Source organism: Stenotrophomonas sp. YJH_SMC_8 (genome assembly GCF_059371315.1).
The window spans coordinates 262,237-285,631 of the sequence record NZ_JCAFUL010000005.1; the positions used below are offsets into that span (position 1 = coordinate 262,237).

The 23,395-nt window shown below is 66.4% G+C and carries 25 protein-coding genes, 1 tRNA gene and 1 riboswitch; of the genes, 12 read left to right on the top strand and 14 right to left on the bottom strand.

The window, feature by feature from the left end; translation table 11 throughout:
• The first annotated feature begins 127 nt into the window (after positions 1-127).
• The 3 genes from parE (at position 128) to AC5P88_RS08655 (ending at position 4,325) form a co-directional block, all read left to right on the top strand.
• Complete coding sequence (gene parE, locus AC5P88_RS08645) at positions 128-2,017, top strand: DNA topoisomerase IV subunit B (RefSeq protein WP_049429545.1); 1,890 nt, start codon at positions 128-130, stop codon at positions 2,015-2,017.
• 126 nt (positions 2,018-2,143) lie between these two features.
• Positions 2,144-2,722 (top strand): GNAT family N-acetyltransferase, encoded by a 579-nt coding sequence (locus AC5P88_RS08650; protein WP_106549021.1) that lies wholly within the window; start codon positions 2,144-2,146, stop codon positions 2,720-2,722.
• A 109-nt stretch (positions 2,723-2,831) separates the two neighbouring features.
• On the top strand, positions 2,832-4,325 hold the full coding sequence (locus AC5P88_RS08655; RefSeq protein ID WP_106548958.1) for a S10 family peptidase: 1,494 nt from the start codon (positions 2,832-2,834) through the stop codon (positions 4,323-4,325).
• 354 nt (positions 4,326-4,679) lie between these two features.
• On the opposite strand, the gene AC5P88_RS08660 is transcribed toward AC5P88_RS08655, so the two are convergent.
• Together AC5P88_RS08660 and AC5P88_RS08665 are read right to left on the bottom strand one after the other, a co-directional pair.
• A complete protein-coding gene (locus tag AC5P88_RS08660) occupies positions 4,680-5,801 on the bottom strand; it encodes an inorganic phosphate transporter (RefSeq protein WP_006431323.1) in 1,122 nt (373 codons plus the stop codon).
• 13 nt (positions 5,802-5,814) lie between these two features.
• The gene (locus AC5P88_RS08665) at positions 5,815-6,441 is read right to left on the bottom strand and encodes a DUF47 domain-containing protein (protein WP_004152833.1); all 627 of its coding nucleotides are present in this window, start codon (positions 6,439-6,441) and stop codon (positions 5,815-5,817) included.
• A gap of 292 nt (positions 6,442-6,733) precedes the next feature.
• On the opposite strand from AC5P88_RS08665, the gene AC5P88_RS08670 reads away from it, so the two are divergent.
• Together AC5P88_RS08670 and AC5P88_RS08675 are read left to right on the top strand one after the other, a co-directional pair.
• Positions 6,734-8,038, top strand: coding sequence for a hemolysin family protein (locus tag AC5P88_RS08670; protein ID WP_005408992.1), 1,305 nt, complete (start codon positions 6,734-6,736; stop codon positions 8,036-8,038).
• Positions 8,022-8,681, top strand: coding sequence for an exopolysaccharide biosynthesis protein (locus AC5P88_RS08675; RefSeq protein WP_106548960.1), 660 nt, complete (start codon positions 8,022-8,024; stop codon positions 8,679-8,681). The genes AC5P88_RS08670 and AC5P88_RS08675 overlap by 17 nt, the downstream gene beginning before the upstream one ends.
• Before the next feature lie 90 nt (positions 8,682-8,771).
• Here the strand turns inward: AC5P88_RS08675 and AC5P88_RS08680 are convergent, their stop codons facing one another.
• The 4 genes from AC5P88_RS08680 to AC5P88_RS08695 all read right to left on the bottom strand — a co-directional run bounded on the left by AC5P88_RS08680 (position 8,772) and on the right by AC5P88_RS08695 (position 11,922).
• Positions 8,772-9,269, bottom strand: coding sequence for a pyridoxamine 5'-phosphate oxidase family protein (locus AC5P88_RS08680; RefSeq protein ID WP_049428962.1), 498 nt, complete (start codon positions 9,267-9,269; stop codon positions 8,772-8,774).
• Positions 9,270-9,338: 69 nt separating this feature from the next.
• The gene (locus AC5P88_RS08685) at positions 9,339-10,334 is read right to left on the bottom strand and encodes an LLM class flavin-dependent oxidoreductase (RefSeq protein WP_106548961.1); all 996 of its coding nucleotides are present in this window, start codon (positions 10,332-10,334) and stop codon (positions 9,339-9,341) included.
• 300 nt (positions 10,335-10,634) lie between these two features.
• Positions 10,635-11,402: a sulfurtransferase gene (locus tag AC5P88_RS08690; protein WP_106548962.1), complete on the bottom strand. Its 768-nt coding sequence runs from the start codon at positions 11,400-11,402 to the stop codon at positions 10,635-10,637.
• Between the two features lie 154 nt (positions 11,403-11,556).
• On the bottom strand, positions 11,557-11,922 hold the full coding sequence (locus tag AC5P88_RS08695; protein WP_049430657.1) for a DUF6164 family protein: 366 nt from the start codon (positions 11,920-11,922) through the stop codon (positions 11,557-11,559).
• Between the two features lie 70 nt (positions 11,923-11,992).
• Between AC5P88_RS08695 and AC5P88_RS08700 the strand changes: the two genes are divergently transcribed.
• Positions 11,993-12,427 (top strand): FKBP-type peptidyl-prolyl cis-trans isomerase, encoded by a 435-nt coding sequence (locus AC5P88_RS08700; protein ID WP_106548963.1) that lies wholly within the window; start codon positions 11,993-11,995, stop codon positions 12,425-12,427.
• Complete coding sequence (locus AC5P88_RS08705) at positions 12,414-13,661, top strand: TIGR03862 family flavoprotein (RefSeq protein WP_106548964.1); 1,248 nt, start codon at positions 12,414-12,416, stop codon at positions 13,659-13,661. The genes AC5P88_RS08700 and AC5P88_RS08705 overlap by 14 nt, the downstream gene beginning before the upstream one ends.
• Before the next feature lie 97 nt (positions 13,662-13,758).
• Here the strand turns inward: AC5P88_RS08705 and AC5P88_RS08710 are convergent, their stop codons facing one another.
• From AC5P88_RS08710 to AC5P88_RS08725, 4 genes are all read right to left on the bottom strand, one after another.
• Positions 13,759-14,220, bottom strand: coding sequence for a GNAT family N-acetyltransferase (locus tag AC5P88_RS08710; RefSeq protein WP_106548965.1), 462 nt, complete (start codon positions 14,218-14,220; stop codon positions 13,759-13,761).
• Between the two features lie 85 nt (positions 14,221-14,305).
• Positions 14,306-15,928 (bottom strand): FMN-binding glutamate synthase family protein, encoded by a 1,623-nt coding sequence (locus AC5P88_RS08715; protein ID WP_106548966.1) that lies wholly within the window; start codon positions 15,926-15,928, stop codon positions 14,306-14,308.
• A 55-nt stretch (positions 15,929-15,983) separates the two neighbouring features.
• Positions 15,984-17,270: a nucleotide sugar dehydrogenase gene (locus AC5P88_RS08720; protein WP_106548967.1), complete on the bottom strand. Its 1,287-nt coding sequence runs from the start codon at positions 17,268-17,270 to the stop codon at positions 15,984-15,986.
• A gap of 142 nt (positions 17,271-17,412) precedes the next feature.
• On the bottom strand, positions 17,413-17,847 hold the full coding sequence (locus tag AC5P88_RS08725; protein ID WP_099552647.1) for a BLUF domain-containing protein: 435 nt from the start codon (positions 17,845-17,847) through the stop codon (positions 17,413-17,415).
• Positions 17,848-17,978: 131 nt separating this feature from the next.
• Here AC5P88_RS08725 and AC5P88_RS08730 point away from each other — a divergent pair.
• Positions 17,979-18,065: transfer RNA gene (locus AC5P88_RS08730), tRNA-Leu, on the top strand.
• A 56-nt stretch (positions 18,066-18,121) separates the two neighbouring features.
• Positions 18,122-18,589: a hypothetical protein gene (locus tag AC5P88_RS08735; RefSeq protein WP_106548968.1), complete on the top strand. Its 468-nt coding sequence runs from the start codon at positions 18,122-18,124 to the stop codon at positions 18,587-18,589.
• Between the two features lie 4 nt (positions 18,590-18,593).
• On the opposite strand, the gene hemN is transcribed toward AC5P88_RS08735, so the two are convergent.
• Complete coding sequence (gene hemN / locus AC5P88_RS08740; RefSeq protein ID WP_495224801.1) at positions 18,594-20,003, bottom strand: oxygen-independent coproporphyrinogen III oxidase; 1,410 nt, start codon at positions 20,001-20,003, stop codon at positions 18,594-18,596.
• 44 nt (positions 20,004-20,047) lie between these two features.
• Complete coding sequence (locus AC5P88_RS08745) at positions 20,048-20,488, bottom strand: group III truncated hemoglobin (protein WP_106548970.1); 441 nt, start codon at positions 20,486-20,488, stop codon at positions 20,048-20,050.
• Positions 20,489-20,666: 178 nt separating this feature from the next.
• Here AC5P88_RS08745 and AC5P88_RS08750 point away from each other — a divergent pair, with 178 nt between their 5' ends.
• Both AC5P88_RS08750 and AC5P88_RS08755 read left to right on the top strand, forming a co-directional pair.
• Positions 20,667-20,954, top strand: a complete 288-nt coding sequence (locus AC5P88_RS08750) for a hypothetical protein (protein ID WP_106548971.1) — start codon at positions 20,667-20,669, stop codon at positions 20,952-20,954.
• Positions 20,951-21,994 (top strand): 4Fe-4S dicluster domain-containing protein, encoded by a 1,044-nt coding sequence (locus tag AC5P88_RS08755; protein WP_495224802.1) that lies wholly within the window; start codon positions 20,951-20,953, stop codon positions 21,992-21,994. Before AC5P88_RS08750 ends, AC5P88_RS08755 begins: the two co-directional genes overlap by 4 nt.
• A 1-nt stretch (position 21,995) precedes the next feature.
• Here the strand turns inward: AC5P88_RS08755 and AC5P88_RS08760 are convergent, their stop codons facing one another.
• Both AC5P88_RS08760 and AC5P88_RS08765 read right to left on the bottom strand, forming a co-directional pair.
• Complete coding sequence (locus AC5P88_RS08760; protein WP_005408923.1) at positions 21,996-22,232, bottom strand: hypothetical protein; 237 nt, start codon at positions 22,230-22,232, stop codon at positions 21,996-21,998.
• A 353-nt stretch (positions 22,233-22,585) separates the two neighbouring features.
• Positions 22,586-22,795 carry a helix-turn-helix domain-containing protein gene (locus AC5P88_RS08765; protein WP_495224803.1) on the bottom strand — a complete coding sequence of 70 codons (210 nt, stop codon included), beginning with the start codon at positions 22,793-22,795 and terminating at the stop codon, positions 22,586-22,588.
• 111 nt (positions 22,796-22,906) lie between these two features.
• On the opposite strand from AC5P88_RS08765, the gene AC5P88_RS08770 reads away from it, so the two are divergent.
• A complete protein-coding gene (locus tag AC5P88_RS08770; RefSeq protein WP_106548973.1) occupies positions 22,907-23,308 on the top strand; it encodes a transcriptional regulator in 402 nt (133 codons plus the stop codon).
• A 22-nt stretch (positions 23,309-23,330) separates the two neighbouring features.
• Positions 23,331-23,394, top strand: a riboswitch (Fluoride riboswitch).
• Position 23,395 lies beyond the last annotated feature (1 nt).

A 23,395-nucleotide genomic window follows, 5' to 3' on the forward strand; every position in this document is an offset into this window, starting at 1 on the left:
GCCGCCGGCGTTCAGATTCCAGCGACTGCCATTTTACCCCCTCCCCGCCGCCGAGGCTGAACCGCAGGCGTGCAAATTCGCCGCACAGACCGCACACTTGCGCGTCGCTCCGCGCTTTAGAAGATAGATGAACGCCCGCTATAACGCCGCCGATATTGAAGTCCTGTCCGGCCTTGACCCGGTCAAGCGCCGTCCCGGCATGTATACCGACACCGCGCGCCCGAACCACCTGGCGCAGGAAGTGATCGACAACTCGGTGGACGAGGCCCTCGCCGGCCACGCCCGCTCGATCGAGATCACCCTGTACAAGGACGGCAGCGTGGAGGTCAGCGATGACGGCCGCGGCATGCCGGTGGACATCCATCCGGAAGAGAAGATCCCGGGTGTCGAGCTGATCCTCACCCGCCTGCATGCGGGCGGCAAGTTCAGCAACAACAACTACACCTTCTCCGGCGGCCTGCACGGCGTCGGCGTCAGCGTGGTCAACGCGCTGTCGACCCTGGTGGAAGTGCACATCAAGCGCGAAGGTGCCGAGCACCGCATCACCTTCCGCAATGGCGACCGCGCCACCCCGCTGGAAGTGGTCGGCACCGTCGGCAAGAAGAACACCGGTACCCGCGTGCGCTTCTGGCCGGACCCGAAGTACTTCGATACGCCGAAGTTCGCGGTGCGCGCGCTCAAGCACCTGCTGCGCGCCAAGGCCGTGCTGTGCCCGGGCCTGACCGTCAAGCTGACCGACGAGGCCACCGGCGAAGTCGACACCTGGTACTACGAAGACGGCCTGCGCGATTACCTGAAGCTGGAACTGGGCGAGCGCGAATCGCTGCCGGCCGACCTGTTCGTCGGCAACCTGAAGAAGGACACCGAGGTGGTGGACTGGGCCGTGGCCTGGCTGCCGGAGGGCGAGCTGGTACAGGAAAGCTACGTCAACCTGATTCCCACCGCCCAGCACGGCACCCACGTCAACGGCCTGCGTACCGGGCTGACCGAGGCGCTGCGCGAGTTCTGCGACTTCCGCAACCTGCTGCCGCGTGGCGTCAAGCTGGCCCCGGAAGACGTGTGGGACCGCGTGTCGTTCGTGCTCTCGCTGAAGATGACCGACCCGCAGTTCAGCGGCCAGACCAAGGAACGCCTGTCCTCGCGCCAGGCCGCCGGTTTCGTCGAAGGCGCCGCCCACGATGCGTTCAGCCTGCTGCTGAACCAGAACGTGGAACTGGGCGAGAAGATCGCGCAGATCGCCATCGAGCGTGCCAGCGCACGCCTGAAGACCGAGAAGCTGGTCGTCCGCAAGAAGGTCACCCAGGGCCCGGCCCTGCCCGGCAAGCTGGCCGACTGCATCAGCCAGGACCTGTCGCGTACCGAGCTGTTCCTGGTGGAAGGTGATTCGGCAGGCGGCAGCGCCAAGCAGGCCCGCGACAAGGACTTCCAGGCCATCATGCCGTTGCGCGGCAAGATCCTGAACACCTGGGAAGTCTCGTCCAACAGCGTGCTGGCCTCGGAAGAAGTGCACAACCTGGCCATCGCCATCGGCTGCGACCCGGGCAAGGATGACATCAGCGGCCTGCGTTACGGCAAGGTCATCATCCTGGCCGACGCGGACTCCGACGGCCTGCACATCGCAACGCTGCTGACCGCGCTGTTCCTGAAGCACTTCCCGGCGCTGGTCGATGCCGGCCACGTGTTCGTGGCGATGCCGCCGCTGTTCCGCATCGACGTGGGCAAGCAGGTGTTCTACGCCCTGGACGAGGAAGAAAAGCGCTCGATGCTGGACAAGATCGAACGCGAGAAGATCAAGGGCGCCATCAACGTGACCCGCTTCAAGGGCCTGGGCGAGATGAACCCGCCGCAGCTGCGTGAATCCACCATCCACCCGGATACGCGCCGCCTGGTGCAGCTGACCGTTGATGATCGCGAACAGACAAGTTCGCTGATGGACATGCTGCTGGCCAAGAAGCGCGCCTCCGACCGCAAGGGCTGGCTGGAGAGCAAGGGCGACCTCGCCTCCCTGGAAGTCTGATCCTGAGCGAGGTCGGATCCCTTTCCTGCGGAAAGGGATCCGACCCCATCCGCTCCGGAGCCATCCCGCCGCCATCGGCAAACCCGGCGGCGCCATAATGCGCGTCCACCCGTGTGGACCATCGTATTGGCCAGCCACTCGTTGCTGTTCCCCGCCCTGCCGCTGCACAGCGCCCGGTTGGTGCTGAGCCCGATCCGCCGTGACGACGCGGCCGCGCTGTTCACGCTGCAGTCCAATCCGGACGTGATGCGCTGGTGGAACCACCCGGCCTGGACGCGTCCGGCCGAAGCCCGCGAACAGATCGACGACGATCTTGCCGCGCACGCCATCGGTACCCAGTTGAAGCTGGCCGTGCGCGAATCGCCCAACGGCCCACTACTGGGCATCTGCGTTGCGTTCGCCATTGATCGCGAGGCCATGCGGGCCGAGATCGGCTATCTGTTGGCGCCGGACCGCCAGGGCCAGGGATACATGCATGAGGCCCTGCAGCAGATGCTGGGCTATCTGTTCCGCACCCTGCACCTGCACCGTATCGAAGCCGAGATCGATCCACGCAACGTACCCTCGGCACATGTGCTTGACCGCCTGGGCTTCCACCGCGAAGGGGTGCTGCGCCAGCGCTGGCGCATCCAGGGTGAGCTTTCGGACTCGGCCGTCTACGGCCTGTTGGCCAACGACGAAGCGGCAACCGCCCTGCCCGCTTGACCCAATCTGGCCGCAACCGGCCAGCGCGCTCAGGCATGCCTTTGGACACATCCGGTGCGGCACCCACCGGCCTAGCATCGGAACCCCCTTCCGTTGCCGATACGGTGCCATGAAGTCCCTGCTGCACACTGCCGCGCTCTGCGTCGGCCTGCTCATCGCCCCTGCCAGCGCGCTGGCCGCACCGGCCGACGCCAAACCCGACCAGAAGGATGACAAGAGCGAAGCGCCCGCGCTGCCGGCCGATGCCTCGGTCCGCCAGAGCATGCGCCTGGCCGGGCGCAGCCTCGATTACACCGCCACGGTCGGCACCCTGCCGGTGCGCGATGACAAGGGCAAGGTGATCGCCGATGTGGTGTTCACCGCCTACACGATGCCGGGCAAGGACCGGCCGGTGACCTTCGCGCTCAACGGCGGCCCCGGTGCCTCGTCGGTCTACCTCAACATGGGCGCGATCGGGCCCAAGGTAGTCACCTTCGGTTCGGAGGGCGACAGCGCCTCGGCGCCAGCCACCCTGCATGACAACCCGGGTACCTGGCTGGATTTCACCGACCTGGTGTTCATCGATCCGGTCGGCACCGGTTTCAGCCGCGCGCGCATCGGCGATGACGAGGCGAAGAAGCAGCTGTACAACCCCAGTGCCGACATCGAGTACCTGTCGCGCTCGATCTACGACTGGCTGTTGCGCAACCAGCGCATGGCGTCACGCAAGTACCTGACCGGCGAGAGCTACGGCGGTTATCGCGGCCCGCGCATCACCCACTTCCTGCAGACCCGGCTGGGCGTGGCGATGAACGGCCTGGTGCTGGTGTCGCCGTACCTTAGCCCGACGCTGGAAGACAACGCCGACGTCTCGCCGATGGCGTGGATGCAGACGCTGCCGTCGATCGCCGCAGCGCACCTGGAGCGCCAGGGCAGGCTGACCGACGCGGCGATGCGCGAGGTGGTCGAGTACACCCGTGGCGACTACGCCAACGCGCTGATGAAGGGCCGCAGCGATCCGCAGGCGACCGAGGCGATGCTGCGCCGGGTAACCGAGCTGACCGGGCTTGACCCGCAGTTCGTGCGCCGTGCCGGCGGCCGCCTGGAAACCCAGGCCTACCTGCGCGAAGTGTTCCGCGACAAGGGCACGCTGGGCAGCCGCTACGATTCCAACGTGACCGCGTTCGATCCGTTCCCGAACGATCCGGAGCAGCGTGCCAACGATCCTCTGCTGGACAGCATCATCGCGCCGACCACCACGGCGATGGTCGACTTCGTGACGCGCGTGGTCGGCTGGAAGGTGGATGCGCGCTACCAGGCGCTGAACTACGAGGTGAACCGGCTGTGGGACCGCAACGGCGAACTGCGCCAGGGTGCGGTGACCCAGCTGCGCCAGGCGGTGGCGATCGACCCGCATCTGCAGGTGCTGATCGTGCACGGCTGGAATGACCTGTCGTGCCCGTTCATGGGTTCGATCCTGACGGTGGACCAGATGCCGGCGATGGGCAGCAATCCGGACCGGGTGCAGGTGCGGAGCTACCCGGGCGGGCACATGTTCTACAGCCGGGCGGACAGCCAGGCGGCGTTCCGGAAGGATGTGCAGGCGCTGTTCCAGCGCAATTGAGGGGTTCGGCCGGGCCTGCGGCCCGGCACCCGCTGACGGCAACGGCAACGGCACAAGCCGGGGTTCCGTGGGCTGGCGAGGTGGGGTGGGGTTGCAGGACACGCCGTAAACCCATCCCTGGGGGCTCGATGGCGCCATCCATGGCGCCAACGGTCCTGCAACCCCACCCCGCCGCTGACAGATTCCTGCGGCTGTTGGGGCGGGCGACCGTCCGCTGTTGGTGGGTGTCGACTTCCTGCTGCTGTTGGTGGGTGTCGACCTTGGTCGACACACTGGGTACAGAGAAATGATCTCCCCATGAAAAAAGCCCGCCGGTATCCGGCGGGCTTTTTTTGTGCAACGTGTGCGTGCAGATCAGGTCCAGCCGAACAGCTCGAACAGCTTCAGGATCAGGTACGCACAGCCGCCGGCGGCGGGGATGGTCAGGATCCAGGCCCAGACGATGCGTTCGATCACGCCGAACTTCAGCGAACGCGGGTTCTTGGCGAAGCCGACGCCCATGATCGCGGTGGAGATGCTGTGCGTGGTCGAGACCGGCATGCCGAAGTGGGCAGCCAGGGTCAGGATGGTGGCCGAGCTGGTCTCCGCGGCGAAGCCGTGGATCGGGTGCAGCTTGACCATCTTGTGGCCCAGGGTCTTGATGATCTTCCAGCCGCCCGAGGCGGTACCGGCAGCCATCACCACCGCACAGGTCAGCACGATCCACATCGCGATGCCGTCACCGGCGTGCGCGTCCGGGTGCATGAAGGCCAGCCAGGACGGCAGGTCGTTCAGTGCGCCGGTCGCTTCGGCACCGATCAGGGTCATGGCGATGATGCCCATGGTCTTCTGCGCGTCGTTGTGGCCGTGGGCGAAGCCCATGTAGGCCGCCGAGGCGATCTGGGCCTTGCCGAAGAACGCATTGACGATGCGCGGGCGGGCCAGGCGACCGATGGCGCCACCGATCTTGGCCAGGCCGGCAATCAGGCCCCACAGCAGCACCATCACCACGATGCCGAGCAGGAAACCGGCGATCGGCGAGGTGATCATCGGCACGAACACCTTCCACAGCAGGCCCTTGTTCTGCGCCCAGCTGCCCAGGCGCTCGGACCAGATCAGCGCGTCCCAGTTGTTGTGGGCCGCGGCCAGGCCAGCGCCGCAGAGGCCACCGATCAGCGCGTGCGAGGACGAGGACGGCAGCCCCTTCCACCAAGTGATCAGGTTCCAGATGATGCCGCCGAGCAGCGCGCACAGGATCACCTGCGGGGTGACATCGACGACGTTGGTGTTGAGCAGGCCGGAGGCGATCGTCAATGCGACGGCCGTACCGGTCAGCGCACCGATCAGGTTCATGAAGGCGGCCAGCATCACCGCCCAGCCGGGCGAGAGCACCTTGGTCGCGACCACGGTGGCAATGGAGTTGGCGGTGTCGTGGAAGCCGTTGATGAACTCGAAGACGAGTGCGGCCAGGATCACCACCAGGACAAGGGTCAACATGCGGCGGCGTCCGTCAGCTGTTCTTCAACACGATCTGGTACGCCACCACGCCGGCCTCGCGGCAACGGTCGATGGCCTTTTCCAGGATCTCGAAGAATTCCTTCAGCAGGAACATCTGCAGGTTGTCCAGGCGGCCGGAATAGATGTCGCGGTACAGCTCGAGCATCAGGCGGTCGGCCTCGTTTTCCAGTGAACGCAGCTTCTCGTTCAGCGCGGTCATCCGGTCCAGGTTCATGTGGCGCAGGTCGGCCACCATCTCCACCACCACGCCGGCGGCCTGTTCCAGCATCGCCGCGCGCGGCGCGAAGTCGATGTGTTCCAGGTGGGTCGTGGCCAGCGAATAGCGATCGGCGAACTTCTCGATCTGCTTGGGAATCTTGTACAGGGCCGAGCCCAGCGCTTCGATGTCTTCGCGCTCGATCGGGGTCATGAAGCTGTCCACCAGCGCCTGGCTGATCTTGTCCGAGGCCGCGCGCTCGCGCAGGCGGGCCAGCTTGAAGGCGTCCAGCGCGGGCTGGCGGTCGGCCTCGCGCAGCATGGAATGCAGCGCCTTGGCGGCGTCGGACGCCGCGACGGCGGCCTCATCGAGCAGGGTGTAGAACTGTTTGCCGGAACCGAAAATGGTCTGCAGAGAGAACATTGAGAAACCTGTCAGCCGTCGCGGGAAGGACGGCACCAGACGGAATTATGACGGCTAGATGACCATCTCGGGTATCCCCGCCCCCTTTCAAGGGCGTAGAACCCCCAACCTGAACAGGCGGTTGCCACCCTGCCACGCCCCTTTGCTAAGATGCCAGCGCGCCTTCGGGCGCACCTTATGGACGACGACCCTTATCCCCCAGCGCCGCGCCGGACCCCGTTCCTGAGCGCCTGCCGCCATCGCAAGCACCCGCCCTCCCTGCCACCAACCGGGGACGACGCCCGTGTTTGAAATGATCCTGATTGTCTTCGCGCTTGTTCTGTTGAACGGCTTCTTCGCCATGTCCGAGATGTCGGTCATGACCTCGCGCAAGAGCCGCCTGAAGCAGATGGCCGCCACCTCCAAGCGCGCCGCCAAGGCGCTTGAGCTGTCGGAGAAGCCGGAGAGCTTCCTGTCCACCGTGCAGATCGGCATCACCGTGATCGGCGTGCTGACCGGCTACCTCGGTGGTGAAGCACTGGGCGAGGCCTTCGCCGGCTGGATCCAGGGCCTGATGCCGGGCTTCGCCTATGCCGGCAACATCGGCACGGCGCTGGCGGTCAGCTTGATCACTTTCATCACGCTGATCTTCGGCGAACTGGTGCCCAAGCGCCTGGCACTGACCCGTTCGGAGGCCATTGCCGGCCTGGTGGCGATGCCGATGAGCTGGCTGGCCAAGTTGGCCCTGCCCTTCGTCTGGCTGCTGTCCAAGACCACCCAGCTGGTCCTGCGCCTGTTCGGCCTGGGCAAGGATGAAGTCGCCTCGGTGACCGAAGAAGAGATCCGCATGCTGGTGGCCGAGAGCCACGAGGCCGGCGTGATCGATGCCCACGAGCGCGACATGATGAACCGTGTCATGCGCCTGGGCGACCGCACCGCCGACAGCCTGATGACCCCGCGCAACCGCATCGCGTGGCTCGACACCCAGGCTGGACTGGAACGCAACCTGGAAATCATGGCCGAGCACGAGTTCTCGCGGTACCCGGTGTACCGCGACAACGACATGGACGTGGTCGGCGTGCTGGAGCTGAAATCGCTGGCTACGCGCATGGCGCGCGGCGACAACGCGCTGTTCCAGACCCTGCGCGAACCCCTGTACGTTTCCGAATCGACCCACGCGATGAAGCTGCTGGAAATCTTCCGCGAGGAACAGCAGTCGATGGCACTGGTAGTGGACGAGTACGGCGAGATCCAGGGCCTGGTGACCATCAGCGACCTGATGGGCGCGGTGGTTGGACGCCTGCAGGCGGTGGAGAACGCCGACGAGGACGCACTGGTGGTGACCCGCGAGGACGGCTCGCTGCTGGTTGACGGTTCACTGCCGATCGAAGACGTGCGCGAACTGATCGGCAGCAACGACCTGCCCGACGCCGAGGACGGCGACTACTACACGCTGGCCGGCATGTGCATCCATTACTTCGGCCGCATTCCGCACGCGGGCGAGTACTTCGACTGGGCTGGCTGGCGCTTCGAAGTGGTCGACCTGGACGGTGCGCGCGTGGACAAGCTGCTGCTGCGCACGTTGTCCGACGAGCAGGCCGATGAGCTCACCGCCTGAGGCCGGCCAGGGTCCGGGCGCCGAGCGCCCGACCTACCGCAACGAGGGCATCCGCACCCTGCTGGAGATGTTCGCCTCCGGTGATCCGGCCGAGCACATGCCGCTTGGCCAGATCCTGTGCAACCTGCAGCAGAGCGCGTTCGGCGTATTCCTGTTCGTGGCCATCCTGCCCTCGTTCATTCCGATTCCGGGCATGGGCGGCGCGGTCAGCGGTCCACTGGTGATCCTTATCGGCCTGCAGATGCTGTGCTGCCTGCGCCGCCCCTGGCTGCCCGGCTTCATTGCCCGGCGCGGGCCGAAGCGCGGCACCATGCACCGCTTCCTTGACCGTATCGATCGCCCGCTGCGGCGCCTGGACAAGATGCTTAAGCCGCGGCTGCCGCAGCTGCTGACACCGCTGCCAGCGCATGCGTTTACCGGCCTGCTGCTGGTGCTGCTGGGCGTGCTGCTGTCGCTGCCGATTCCGTTCACCAATTTCCTGTTCGGCTTCCAGCTGCTGCTGTTCGCGCTGGCATTGCTGGAGCGCGATGGCGCGCTGATGCTGTTCAACTGGATCGCGGCGCTGGCGGCGATCGCCTTCTTCGGTTTCAGTTCGGGGCAGCTGGTGGGTTACACGGTGGATCTGTTCCAGCGTTGGTTCTGAAAGCCGACCGCTGCGCTCGCCGGGCATGGCCCGGCGCTACCCACGATGCGCCCCCGGTAGCGCCGGGCCATGCCCGGCGGGGGCGAAACCTCAGCGCAGATCAATGAAACCGTTGTCGGCCAACGCCGCCGGCTCGTCCTGCACCGCCGACAGCACGAAGGTCAACGCCTTGCCCAGCAGCGTGCCCGGACCATCCCAGTATTCGGCACTGTCGGCGCGCACGTGGATCAGGCGAAGGTTGGGGTCATCCTTGCCACCGGGGAAGAACAGTTTCATCGCCGGTGACCACAGCTCCTCGATCTTCGCGCGATCGTCAACCACGCGTGCCCGCCCCGCCACCGACACATAGGTGTTCTTCGAGGGCGAGGCATACGCCACGTTGACCCGCGGATCGAGCGCGATCTCGGCCACCTTCGGGCTGTCGCCGGTGATCACGAACCACAGGTCACCATCGAAGGCGACCTGCTGGGTGGCCAGCGGCCGGCTGTAGAGTCGCCCGTCGACGCCGGTGGTGGTGAACATCGCCACCTCCACGTCCTTGATCAGTTCGGCCAGCTGGGCAATGTGTTCGGCGCGGGTCTCGGCCATGGTGGGGACTCCAGAAGTAGGAGTCCCCATCAGACGCGGTTGGGCCGCAACAGGCCGTGACGCAATTGTTCAGCCCGCGTGGCGGGCATGCCAGGCGTGCATCGCCAGTTCGAACGAACGCAGGCGTGCGCGGTGGTCGTACAGATTGGCGGTGAGCATCAGTTCGTCGGGCTTGTGCCGTTCGACGAAGGCGGCGATGCCCTCGGCCACCTGCTGCGGATCACCCAGTACGGTGCAGGCCAATGCCCGCTCCACGCCCAGCTTTTCATGCGGTTCCCAGAAGGACTCGATGTCGTCGATCGGTGCCGGAATCTTGCCCGGACGGCCGCGGCGAAGGTTGACGAAACTCTGCTGCTGGCTGGTGAACAAACGCCGCGATTCGGCTTCGCTGTCGCTGGCGACAACGTTCAAGGCCAGCATCGCGTGCGGCTGTTTCAGCGTGGCCGAGGGGCGGAACTCGCGGCGGTACACCGCCAGCGCTTCGTCCATCACGTCGGGCGCGAAGTGCGAGGCGAACGCGTACGGCAGGCCCATCGAGGCGGCCATGCGCGCACCGAACAGGCTCGAACCGAGGATCCAGGTCGGCACCCGCAGGCCTCCCCCCGGCACCGCCTGCACAGCCTGCCCGGGCTGTACCGGTTCGAAGTAGTGCAGCAGTTCGCGAACGTCCTGCGGGAACTGGTCGGCGCTGTCGAAGTAGCGGCGCAGTGCACGCGCGGTCGGCTGGTCGGTGCCCGGCGCGCGGCCGAGGCCGAGGTCGATACGATCCGGATACAGCGACGCCAGCGTGCCGAACTGCTCGGCCACCTGCAGCGGCGCATGGTTGGGCAGCATGATGCCGCCGGCACCGACGCGGATGCGCTTCGTGCCGCCCGCCACGTGGCCGATCAGCACAGCGGTGGCCGCACTGGCGATGCCGGGCATGTTGTGGTGTTCGGCCAGCCAGTAACGGCGATAGCCCAGCGCATCGGCGTGCTGGGCCAGTTCCAGCATGTTGGCGAAGGCGGCGGTGGTGTCACTGCCCTCGCAGACCGGGGCTAGGTCGAGAATCGACAACGGGATCATCAGGCGGTATTCCGTCACAGGATTCCCTTTGTGATGGGGTCGGCCGGGCGCAACGGCCAGTGACGGTGGCGGGATGCTGATTCCCGCGGGATGGGTTCAGGAGAACAGGGTCGACGGATTACGGGCCGCGGGCCGCGGACGGCGGCTGGACGGCGGCTGGACTGCTCTCGGCGGGAGACTGAAACCCCCGCGCTGCGCGCGATAGTCGACTAACAGTCGACTCTACCGGCGCCCCGTCAACCGTCGTCCCCGCCAGCCCGCATTCCCATCAACCTGCGCCCCGGTCAACCTGCATACCGGTCAGAACGCGCTGGGGCGCGGCTCCGGCAGCGGCTGATCGACCATCGGCTTCAGCTCGGCATCCAGCGCCACGCGCTCGTCGAACACGAAGCAACGCCCCTCGTAGCCTTCACCGCCCACCTCCTCGAAGTAACCGAGGATGCCGCCGTCGAGCTGCAGCACATTGTCCATGCCGTCGTTGACCATCCACAGCGCGGCCTTCTCGCAGCGGATGCCGCCGGTGCAGAAACTGACCACGGTGCTGTCCTTCAGCGCCTCGCGATGCGGCGCCAACGCCTCGGGCAGGTCGGTGAACTTGTGGATGGGCAGCACCAGCGCGTCCTTGAAGGTGCCGTACTCCACTTCCTGCAGGTTGCGCGTGTCGAGCATCACCACCGGCTTGCCGGCGTCGTCATGCCCCTGGCGCAGCCACCGCTGCACCGTGGCCGGATCGACCGCCGGCGCACGCGGATAGTCCAGCGGCTGGCCATCATCGCGGCGGAAGCTGATGATCTCGTCCTTCACCTTGGCCTTCAGCCGCGCGAACGGCTGGTGCTCGCTGAGACTGGTTTTGACCCGCAAATCAGCAAAACGCGCATCTTCACGCAACGCCGCATAGAAGCCCTCGATGGCTCCCGGGGCGCCGGCCAGGAACAGGTTCAACCCCTCGCCTGCCACCAGGATCGTGCCGCGCAGCTCCGCCGCCTCGGCACGCGCCAGCAGCTGGTCGCACAAGGCCTGGGGGGCGTCGATGACGGCGAAATGGTAGGCAGCGGTATTGGCGATCATCCCGCCATTTTAGCGCCTCCCGCCCCTCCGGACAGATTCAGGGGTCAGAGCCCTCTGCGCAGCAGAGGGATCCGACCCCCGGCAGATACCCGGAATCTGTCAGGGATGGGGCGGTGTGGGCAGGCGGGCAGCGGGTGCCACCCGGCCGGACCCTCTACCCCCGCAACAGCACGAACGGCAGCAGCACCAGCGCTGCTGCACCCACCATCCCCAGCAGCACCAGCACCACGTAGACCGGCCGCCGCCGGAACAGGCTGCCGAAGGTCTCGGCGGTGCCATCACGCAATGCCTGCTCACGCTCAGCGCGGATGCGAGGACCCCGCTCGGCCTGGTACTCGGCCATCAGCGCCTTCGCGCGCGGATGATCAGCGTCCTCGCGCAGCCACAGGCCGCCATTGGAAATGCCCCACGGGCTGGGTTCGGTGCGATACCAGGCGATGCCGTGCTGGTCGAGCAGCGTGCAGACATCGGCATATTCGTCGTCACCGACATTGCGCAGATTGAGCAGGAGTTTTGCCATGGCTCCATGATACCCGGCGCCGATGCGCTACCCTTGCCGCCCTCGCCCTGCGCCCTTCCGGAGACGCCCGATGCGCCGCCTGCTGCTTCCCCTGCTGCTGTCCCTCGCCGCCGCTGGCTGCACGACCGAACCGTCCGGCCCGCCGCCCGGCGGCACCCTGACCACCTTCGAGCGCATCGATACCATGCCCGGCACCGGCGCCGAAGCCGTCTCCGGCAGCAAGGTGACCGTGCACTACACCGGCTGGATCTACGACAACCGCACCGAAACCAAGCACGGCAAGACCTTCGACAGCTCGGTCAGCCGTGGCGAACCGTTCACCTTCCCGCTGGGCGCAGGCCAGGTCATCCGGGGCTGGGATGAGGGCGTGGCCGGCATGAAGGTCGGCGGCAAGCGCACCCTGATGATCCCGCCGGACTACGGCTACGGCGACCGCCGCGTCGGCCCGATCCCGGCCGGCTCGTCGCTGGTGTTCGACGTCGAGCTGCTCGATGTCAAACCGTAATACCGCACTGCCCCAGCGGGTCGCCGTCATCGGCGGCGGCCCGGCCGGCCTGTACGCCGCCGAGCGCCTGCGCGCCGCTGGGCTGGAGGTCGACCTGTACGAGGCCAAGGGGTCACCCGGCCGCAAGTTCCTGATCGCCGGCAAGGGCGGGCTCAACCTCACCCATTCCGATCCGCGGCCGTTGTTCGACAGCCGCTACCGCGAGCAGGCCGCCGTGGTCGGCAGCTGGCTGGATGGCTTCGACGCGCAGGCATTGCGTGACTGGGCCGCCGGCTTCGGCGTGGAGACCTATGTGGGCAGCTCTGGCCGGGTGTTCCCGGTCGACCGCAAGGCAGCGCCGCTGCTGCGCGGCTGGGTGCGCCGGTTGAAGGATCAGGGTGTGCGCCTGCATGCCAACCACCGTTGGATCGGCTGGAGCGACGACGGCGCCCTGCGCTTTGCCACCGAGGCGGGGGAAATCGATGTGCGCCCCGATGCGACGGTACTGGCGATGGGCGGCGGCAGTTGGCCGCAGCTGGGCAGCGACGGCGCCTGGGTTGCGCCACTGCAGGCGCGTGGCGTGGACATCGCGCCACTGCAGTCAACCAACTGCGGCTTCGACGTGGACTGGACCCCGTTCTTCGCCCAGCGCAATGCCGGTGCACCATTGAAGCCGGTGATTGCACACTGGATCGACCTGGCTGGACAGCCGCAGTCGCTGCAGGGCGAGTGCGTGGCCAGTGAGTACGGCATTGAAGGCAGCCTGATCTACGCATTGGCCGCCGATCTGCGCGAAACCATCAACCACGACGGCCACGCCATGCTGTGGCTGGACCTGGTGCCCGGCCGCGACGAAGCGCGCCTGCTGGCCGACCTGTCACGTCCCCGCAAGGGCCGCAGCTTCGGTGAGCATCTGCGTCGCCAGGCGGGCCTGGATGCGGTGAAGGCCGCACTGGTGTTCGAGATTCTTGGCAAGGAGGCCGGCAACGATCTGCCGGCCGTAGCTGCCACGCTCAAGCGCCTGCCGCTGCGCGTGCTGCGTCCAAGGCCGATGGCCGAGGTGATCAGCACCGCCGGTGGCGTGCGCCTGCAGGCGCTGGATGATGGCCTGATGCTGCGGGCGGTGCCCGGTGTGTTCTGTGCAGGCGAGATGCTGGACTGGGAAGCACCGACCGGCGGCTACCTGTTGACCGCGTGCTACGCCAGCGGCCTGCGTGCGGCGGAAGGTGTGATCGAGTGGCTCGCCGGGCAGTGACGCCTGCCTTGTAGCGTCGAGCCATGCTCGACTGCTTCATCGATTGAATCAAAAGCAGTCGAGCATGGCTCGACTCTACAAAAGCCGTCGAGCTACATCACCACGGCCGGCGCATGCTCACCGACGCCAGCGCCACGCCGCTGGGATGTGGGTAGGCCTTTTCGCTCACGCTGATGAACCCCTGCCGCTGATAGAACGGCACGGCATTGAGCGAGGCCGACAGGACCACCTCACGCTCACGATCGGCCATTGCCAGCAACCGCTGCATCAGTGCCTGGCCGATGCCCTGGCCGCCACGATCGGGATCAACGAACAACGCATCGACTTCATTGGCATCGGCATCGAACACCCCGAAACCAAGCAGGGCACCCTCGCCGTCCTCGGCCACCACGCAACCGCCCTGCCCCAGCAGCCGCGCGTACTGCGCGGGCGGCGGCGAGGCCGACCACGGCGCGATGACCTCGGGTAGGTAGTGGCTGCTGCAGGTCTCACGCACGCATCGCGTGCGCAGCGCCCACAAGATGGCCACGTCATCCATGGTGCCGATCCTGAATCGCATGGCATCTCCTTGTAGAGCCGAGCCCATGCCCGGCTGTTCTTCGTTCCACAAAAGCAGTCGAGCACGGCTCGACTCTACAGAGACGTTATCGCGACTTGCTGGCCCGCAGTGCCTGGATCTTCGGCGGCGGCTGGAAGGAATCGCTGCGTGCGTCGGCCCAGAACGCATGGAACACGGCGTGGTCCGGCACCTTGTGCAGCAGCTCGCCCGGTTCCAGGTAGCGGTACAGCGAGGCCAGCGAGCGGATCTCAACAGGCGAAACCCGACGCAGGATATGTTCCGGGCCCAGTTCCGCCGGGTCATTCAGGCCTGCAGCACACAGCAGCTCCTTCAGCGCATGCAGTGTGTGCTCATGGAAGCTGTACACACGGGTGGCCTTGTCCGGTGCGTCCAGATGCTTCCAGCGCGCCGGGTCCTGGGTGGCGATGCCGGTGGGGCACTTGTCGGTGTGGCAGCTCAGTGACTGGATGCAGCCCAGCGCGAACATGAAGCCACGGCCGGCATTGCACCAGTCGGCACCCAGCGCGATGGTGCGCGCGATGTCGAACGCACTGGTGATCTTGCCGGCCGCACCGATGCGGATGCGCTCGCGCAGATCGAGGCCCACCAGGGTGTTGTGTACCAGCAGCAGCGCCTCGTGCATCGGCACGCCGACATGGTCGACGAACTCGGCCGGTGCCGCGCCGGTGCCGCCTTCGGCGCCGTCCACCACGATGAAGTCCGGCAGCAGCCCGGTTTCCTGCATCGCCTTGGCGATGCCGAACCACTCCCACGGGTGGCCGATGGCCAGCTTGAAACCGACCGGCTTGCCACCGGACAGCTCGCGCAGGCGGGCGACGAACTGCAACAGCTCCACCGGCGTGGAGAACGCAGAATGACGCGACGGCGACACACAGTCCACGCCCATCGGCACACCGCGCGTCACCGAAATCTCGGCGGTCACCTTCGGCGCTGGCAGCACGCCGCCATGGCCTGGCTTGGCACCCTGCGACAGCTTGATCTCGATCATCTTGACCTGGTCATGGGTGGCATTGGCAACGAAGCGTTCCTCGCTGAAACCACCCTTCTCGTCGCGGCAACCGAAGTAGCCCGAGCCGATTTCCCACACCAGGTCACCGCCCATCTCGCGGTGGTAGGGCGAGATCGAGCCTTCGCCGGTGTCGTGGTAGAAACCACCGCGCCGCGCGCCTTCGTTCAGCGCGCGTATCGCATTCGCCGACAGTGAACCGAAGCTCATCGCCGAGATGTTGAACACGCTGGCCGAATAGGGCTTGGCACAGTTCGGACCGATCAGCACGCGGAAGTCATGCTTGGCGATGGCGGTCGGTGCCAGTGAATGGTTGATCCACTCGTAGTCCACCGCATAGGTGCTGCGCAGGGTGCCGAACGGTACCGTGTCCATCTCGTTCTTGGAGCGCTGGTAGATCAGCGCGCGCTGCTGGCGCGAGAACGGCACGTCCTCCAGGTCGCTCTGCACGAAGTACTGGCGGATTTCCGGTCCGATCGATTCGAGCCCGTAGCGGAAATGCGCCATCACCGGATAGTTGCGGCGCAGCGTGCTGCGCTTCTGCAGCAGATCCCAGGTCCCCAATGCCACCATCGCGGCAGTCAGGCCGACGCCCCAATACCAGGCCGGCCATATCGTGGCCAGCCACAGGCATATCGGGAACATCAGGATGGCGAGCAGGTAGACGATATACCGGTGCATGGCTTTCCTCGGTTGCAACTGCTCCCGAGTCTACCGCGCTGCCCGCCGCCCAGGCTTACAGGCGACCGTCAACCACGTTGCGCGGCCAGGCCGATTTCACGTCGTAGACCAGCCCACCCGGTGCCAGCAGGCCCCGGATGGCCGCTTCATCCATGGCCTTGAAGCGGGCATGGGCCACCGCCAGCACCACCGCGTCATAGCCGCCTGGAACCGGCTCGGCCAGCCACTGCACGCCGGCCTCGGCCAGCGCCGCAGGGCCCACCCACGGGTCGCTGACTTCCACCTCGGCGCCGGCATCGCGCAGTCGCTGGGCCAGTTCCAGCGCGCGACTGTTGCGCAGGTCCGGGCAGTCCTCCTTGAAGGTCACGCCCAGCACCAGGACACGCGACTGCGCGGGTGCGCGGCCACGCTCGGCCAGCATGGCCAGCACCCGCGCGGCGACATGCTCGCCGACGCGGTTGTTGACCTGCCGTGCGGTGTGGATCAGGTCCGGGTGGTAGCCCACGCTTTCGGATTTGTGCAGCAGGTAATACGGATCCACGCCGATGCAATGCCCCCCCACCAGGCCGGGCCGGAATGGCAGGAAGTTCCACTTGCTGCCCGCCGCATCGAGCACGTCCTGGGTATCGATGCCGAGCCGGTCGAAGATCAGCGCCAGCTCGTTGACCAGCGCGATGTTGACGTCGCGCTGGATGTTCTCGACCACCTTCGCTGCTTCGGCCACGCGCATCGACGGCGCCGGGAAGGTCCCGGCGTCGATGATGCGCTGGTACAGGCCATCAATCACTGCCGCCACCTCGGGCGTCGAGCCGGAGGTGATCTTGCGGATGTCGGCCAGGCGCCGCTGGCGATCGCCAGGGCTGACCCGCTCCGGGCTGTAGCCGCAGTAGAAATCCTCGTTGAAGCGCAGGCCCGAGCCCTGCTCGAGCAGCGGCACGCAGACCTCTTCGGTGGTGCCGGGATACACCGTGGATTCGTAGATCACCAGATCGCCCGTGCGCAGATGGCCGGCGATCAGGCGGCTGGCCGAACGCAATGGCTCCAGGTCGGGCTGCTCGTAGGCATCGATCGGGGTCGGCACGGTGACGATATAGACGTTGCAGGCATCGAGCAGCGAAGGATCGCTGCCGTACTGCAGATGCGTGGCTTCGGCCAGCTCGTCAGCCTCCATCTCCAGCGTGTGATCGCGGCCACCGCGCAGCTCGGCGATGCGGCCGGCATCGATGTCAAAGCCCAGTGTCGGCCAGTGCCGGCCAAACGCCACCGCCAACGGCAGGCCGACGTAACCCAGGCCGATCACAGCGAAACGCGGCGTCACCGCCGCCGCAACGGGCACGCTCATCGGCTCATCCCGTGCACCGGGTGAAACCGGATGCATGCTGCCATGGCTTCGGCCAACCCACTCATTCGCTGTACCACTCCGGAAAACCCGCACCAGGAAGGCTACAGCCTAACGGCCCCGGTACCCCGCCGCCAAGGCGGGCTCAGGAGCCCAGCGCGACCGCAGCGGGTTCCAGCTCGCCGTCGGCACCGGTCCAGGCCTGCAGCAGGCGCTCGAAACCTCCACTGCCCAGCAGGAAACCCGGCCACGCCGCGTCAACGATCTGGGTCAGCAGGTCCGCATCGATCCGCCGCGTGCCCATCGACCAGCGCGGGAACGCACGCTGCAGTACCGGCGCACGGCACAACACCTTCATCTGCGCATGGCTGCGTGCATTGACGATGCGCTGGAACACCGAATCGATGCCATCTTCGGGGCCTTCCAGATACTGCAGGAAGCGGCTGCCGTCGAACATCAGCACACCGGTGACGCCGGCTACACGATTGAAGGCCGTGGCATCGGCCAGCAGGCGATCAAGATCGGTTGTCCGCAGATCGGCGCGGGCCTCACTGGCATAGGCAATCGCGTGCAGCGACATCGGGTGGCTCCCCCCCTGGGAACGATGGCTGGGACTATGACATGAACAGGGATAACAGTTAAGCACGTCCTCGCCGCGACGCGATCCGGTCGCCGCGCTGCAGGTGGGCTACAATCGGCGCCGCGCTGCAGGCCCGGATGGCGAAACTGGTAGACGCATCGGACTTAAAATCCGCCGGGGGCAACCCCATGCCGGTTCGATTCCGGCTCCGGGCACCAACATCGCAGCGCAGGATGGCGTCCGCCCTTCGGGGCATTGCACAAGGAACCCGCACATGAAGCTGTCTGTCCTGATACTCCCCCTGCTGTGCGTGACCAGCCTTCCGGCGGTGGCGCAGTCCTACTCCGACAGCCGCCACAATCGCGACGGAAGCGTGGACATCCGCTACAGCGATGGGTCTTCCAGCCGCATCACGCGCGATCTGTCCAAGCGCGTGATCGCCGAACACAGTGACGGCAGCCGCTCGACCACCACCACTGACCTCAGTGGCCGCAAGCGCACCACCTACAGCGATGGCAGCTACTCCGACACCAGCACCGACCTGAGCGGCAGGGTCATCACGCAGTACAGCAACGGTGCGCGCTCCACCAGCACACGTGACCTGAGCGGCAGGTGGCGCACCGAGTTCAGCGACGGCTCCTACTCGACCAGCACCCGCGACCTGAGCGGCAGGTGGCGCACCACCGCCAGTGGTGGCATGGCGGCCCGTCATCCAGAACGCGGCGTCGGCAAAAAGCCCTGAGCGATCAGATCGCACGCGAGTAGCGTGGCTGCTCGTGTGCGGCGCGCAGGTAGGGGTCAAAGCACATCGCCAGCAACCGCAGCAGTGGCCGCCCCGGCTCGCTGGCGCGCACGACCCCCTCCCGGTACTCGGCCAGGCCGTCCTGTTGCAGCCGCTGCACCGAACGCAGGTCTTCGGCAAAGTACCGCTCGAAATCGACCCCGTGGCGCTGCCCCAGCACCGCTCCATCCACCTCGCCCTGGCACATCAGCTGCTGGATCAGCTCCGCGCGCAGCTGGTCGTCGGCACTCAGCGCGACACCGCGCCAGACCGGCAACTGTCCCTGGTCCACCGCGTCCTCCCACGACGGCAGGTCACGTGGATTCTGGCTGTAGGTGGCACCGATGTGGCTGATCGCACTTACGCCCAGGCCGAGCAGATCGGTATCGGCATGCGTGGTGTAGCCCATGAAGTTGCGATGCAGCTGGCCGGCACGCTGCGCGCGTGAAAGATCCTCCTCCGGCAACGCGAAATGATCCATGCCGATGTACTGGTAGCCGGCCGCGGAGAGCTTCTCCACCGCCAGCCCCAGCAGCGCCAGCTTGTCTTCTGGCGAGGGCAAGCGGCTTTCGTCGATCTGCTTCTGCGCGCGGAACAGATGCGGCAGGTGCGCATAGCCGTATACCGCCAGGCGGTCCGGGCGCAGCGCCAGCACCCGTTCTAGGGTGAGGCCGAAACCCTCCAGGCTCTGCCCGGGCAGGCCGTAGATCAGGTCGACGTTGACCGAACGCATGCCGCTGTCGCGGCACGCACGCAGGATGTCCAGCGTCTGCTGCACGCCCTGCACGCGGTTGATCGATTCCTGCACCAACGGGTCGAAATCCTGCACGCCCAGGCTGGCCCGGTTGAAGCCCAGCCGCGCCAGCATCCCCACATCGCGGGTATCGATGAAGCGCGGATCGAGCTCGATCGAAAAATCGCGCTGCGGCGAATCGCTGAAGTCAAAGCGACGGCGCAGGCCTTCCACCAGCGTGGTCATCGCCTCGGCATCCAGGAAATTCGGCGTACCGCCACCGAGGTGCAGCTGGATGACCTCGCGACCGTCATCGAACTGTGGTGCCAGCAGATCGGCCTCGGCCAGCACGCGCGACACATAGCTGTGGCCACGACCGCGATCGCGGGTGATCACCCGGTTGCAGCCGCAGTAGAAGCACGGGCTGGAACAGAACGGCACATGCACGTAAAGCGACAGCGCGCGTGCCAGCTGGTTGCTGTCGGCGATCGCCTGGCGCAGCGCCGGTGCATCGAAGCCATCGTGGAAGTGCGGCGCGGTCGGATACGAGGTGTAGCGTGGCCCCGGCCGGTCATGCCGGCGCAGCAGGTCGGGGTCGAAGGTCCAGGCCAGGCCGCCGGCGGCGGGAGAGAACGTGTCCATGACGCCAGCATCGCGCCGGTCGACTGGCGACGCCTTGACCCAGATCAATCCTTGGCGGGCATCCCCAGCACCGGCAGGCCGACCTGGGGCCAGCGCAGCATCTGGTAGCGCTTCCAGAAGGTGTCGCCGATGCGCGCGGCCACGTCGTTGGCCAGCTCCTGCATGGGCGGGTTGCCGCACTCGGCCGTGGTGATCCGGAACAGCACCAGCCAGCGGTCGAACAGATCCCTGTCCAGCTCGATGGCCATGTGCTTGGACATCGGCGAACCCTTGAAGCGCCGGGTGCCACGCAGCATCGCCGACCAGAAGTCGACCAGCTGGGCCAGATGCTCCGGCCAATCATGGACGTGGGCTTCGAACACCGGCCCCAATCGCTCCTCCTCGCGCACGCGGGCGTAGAAGTCGTGGACCAGGCGGGTCACTTCCTGCTCGGTGCACAGCTCGGGCGAGGCGACAGGAAGGACAGGCGGCGGCGTTGCGTTCATCGGGGTACCCAAAGCGTGCCGGCAGTGTGCCGCAGCCGGCCGGCACCACCGTTGATCCAGATCAATGTCGGCGCAGTCCGCTGCACCTAGGCTGGCACGCTTGCAGGAAGCATGCCCTGCGGATGCCGCGCCAACCCAGGCGAGTATACGCGCCGCCCACATTTCGATCCGGGACAGCATGAACAGACCTTCTCCAAGCCGTCGCCAGCGGCTGATCCAGCACTGGGGCGCCATCCTGTGGCCCAGCTTCATCGCTGCCGGCGTGGCCAGCGTGGTGTTCTTCGCCTTCGTCGACCCGCTGCGGCTGCAGGCCATCAGTTTCCCGGGCACGCAGATCAGCCGTGAAATGGGCTACACCGCTGGCTTCTTCATGTTCTGGACGGTGACGGCGCTGTCCAGCGCGATCACCTGGTACCTGCAGCGACCGATGCCCAGTGACGACGACGACGAGTTGCCGCTGGGATGAGTACGACCTGCACGCCGGGACCGCGACACTGGCGCGGCAAGCTCAGCGCCATCCTGCTGGTGCTGTTCTACGCATTGCCATGGCTGCGCTGGGATGGCCGCCAGGCGTTGCTGCTCGATATCAACGCCCGCCGCTTCGATCTGTTCGGCTGGACGCTGTGGCCGGGAGACGTCGGGGTGCTGATCGGCCTGCTGGCGGTGCTCGCGGTGGGGCTGGCACTGCTCACCCACCTCGCCGGGCGCATCTGGTGCGGCCACGCCTGCCCGCAGACACTGTGGCGCCGCGCCTTCGACTGGATCGCCGACGGCATGGTCCGCACGCTTCCGGCACGCGTTGCGCGCGCGGCCACGCAGTTGGCCTGGGGGCTGCTCTCACTGTGGACCGGCATCACCTTCGTGGGCCTGTTCAGCCCGATCGCCGAGCTGGTGATCGCAGCGCCGCGTGCCGGCTGGAGCGGCTGGGAGATCTTCTGGGTGCTGTTCTACGCCGCCGCCACCTGGGGCAATGCCGGTTTCCTGCGCGAACAGGTCTGCCGTTCGCTGTGCCCATTCGCACGCATGCAGCCGCTGCTGACCGATCCACACACGCCACGCATGCTGTACGACGCCCGCCGCGGCGAGCCGCGCGGGCCGCGCCCGTCGGGGCTGGGCGGCGTACTGGGCCGGGGTCGCGGCCTGCTCGACCCGACCACCGCCCAGGACTACGTGTTCCGCGCCGCGCACCCGCTGCTGGCCGGACCGATGCCGACCTTCAACGCCGATCGGCTCGGAGACTGCACCGATTGTGCCGCCTGTGTCAGCGCCTGCCCGATGCAGTTGGACATCCGCCAGGGGCCTCAGGCCGACTGCCTGGCCTGCGGCGCCTGCCTGGAAGCCTGCGCGCAGCAACAGCACCGGGCCGGATTCGGTCCGGGGCTGGTGCGTTACTGCAGTCCGCAGGCGATGGCCGGGCAACCGAAGCGCTGGTGGCGACCCCGGACCCTGGCCCTGCTGTCCCTGCTGCTGATGCTGCTTGCCTGCGGCGCCTGGCGCCTGCTCTGAATCAACGCGGCCCGTCGGCGTGCGGCGGAACCAGCTGCGCACGTCGGACAATGCCCAGCTGCTCGATGATCAGCGCCATTTCGTTGGTGAACTCGGTACGCTCGGTCCCCTGCGGGACGAGCCGGTCCAGCACCTGCTGGTAGGTATCCCAGAACGCCGGACCGCATCCGTGTTTGTGATAGCTGGCTTCCAGTTCGCGGCGTACCCGTTCAGCCAAGCCATGCATGCCGTATTCCATACGACCTCCGTTGGACTTGTTCTGCATCGTTGACGGTCTACCGACTCACTTGCGTGCTACTGAAAGACTCCCGGGCTTCACGTCCGGTTGATCCAAATTAGTCATAGATTTCACGACAGGTCAATTACATGCAGCGACTTTCGCGATTGAAATTATTAATCGTTCACGAAACTACATACGGGACCCCGCCCCTCCCGGATGGGGTGAAGCCGACAACGCGACCTGGGCGCCTGTCACGGCAGCCGGTAGGTCACAACGATCGGTACCGCCAGAACGATCAGTTTTCCCTATTTTGCTAAGTCTACTTAGCAGAATGCGCTTAGTGTGCTAAATGCGACAAAAGGCGGCGCAATTCAGATGGATTCGACTTCGGCGGCGGCAGTTGCGGGGAACAGGTCCGGGTAGCGCTGATGCAGCATGTACTGCCGCAGAGCCGGAATCGGGAAGTCTTTCGGCCACTGCGATACTGCGGAACGGCTGATGCCGAAGAAGCGCGCCAGCTCCGCATCGGTCTGGAATCCCAGCCGCGTGCGCACCTGCCGCTTGTTCCAGAATTCGGTCATGGTCTGCCCTTCTGTTAACCAGACTTATTCTTGCGGCAAGGATTCTTCGCATTCCACGCGTTAAGCTGGCTTGCATAGATGAATACTCTCGGCCAACGACTCGCCGCCGCCATGAAGAAAGCCGGGCACCCCCGCCCGGCCGATCTGGCCCGCGCCGCCAAATCCACCACGGCAACCATCAGCAACTGGCTCAACGACCATGTCAGTGCGTCCCATGTGAAAGCCGAGCAGCTGTTCCGCATCGCCGATGCGGCCAAGCTGGACGCGCGCGAGCTGCTGTACGGAGTGAACGGGCGCGCCGTTGGTGAACCGGGCAACGCCTACATTCCCAGCCAGGCCCACCTTGACGTCTGGCAGGACGCCTACGAGCTGGTCAGTCACCTGGTGGCCGAGAATGGCCTGGAAATCGACCACCGCCGCCACGCGGCGCTGGACCTGCTCGCGTTCGAACTGCTGATGGACGGCTTCAGCCGCAGCAAGGTCGCCCGCGTGTTGACCACCTCGATGACGTGAATGCACCACCGCTGGTAGCATGGACCACGATGGGGATGGGGCTCCCCCGATAACCGCCTGAGAAGGCTGATGGCTCCTGCCAAGACG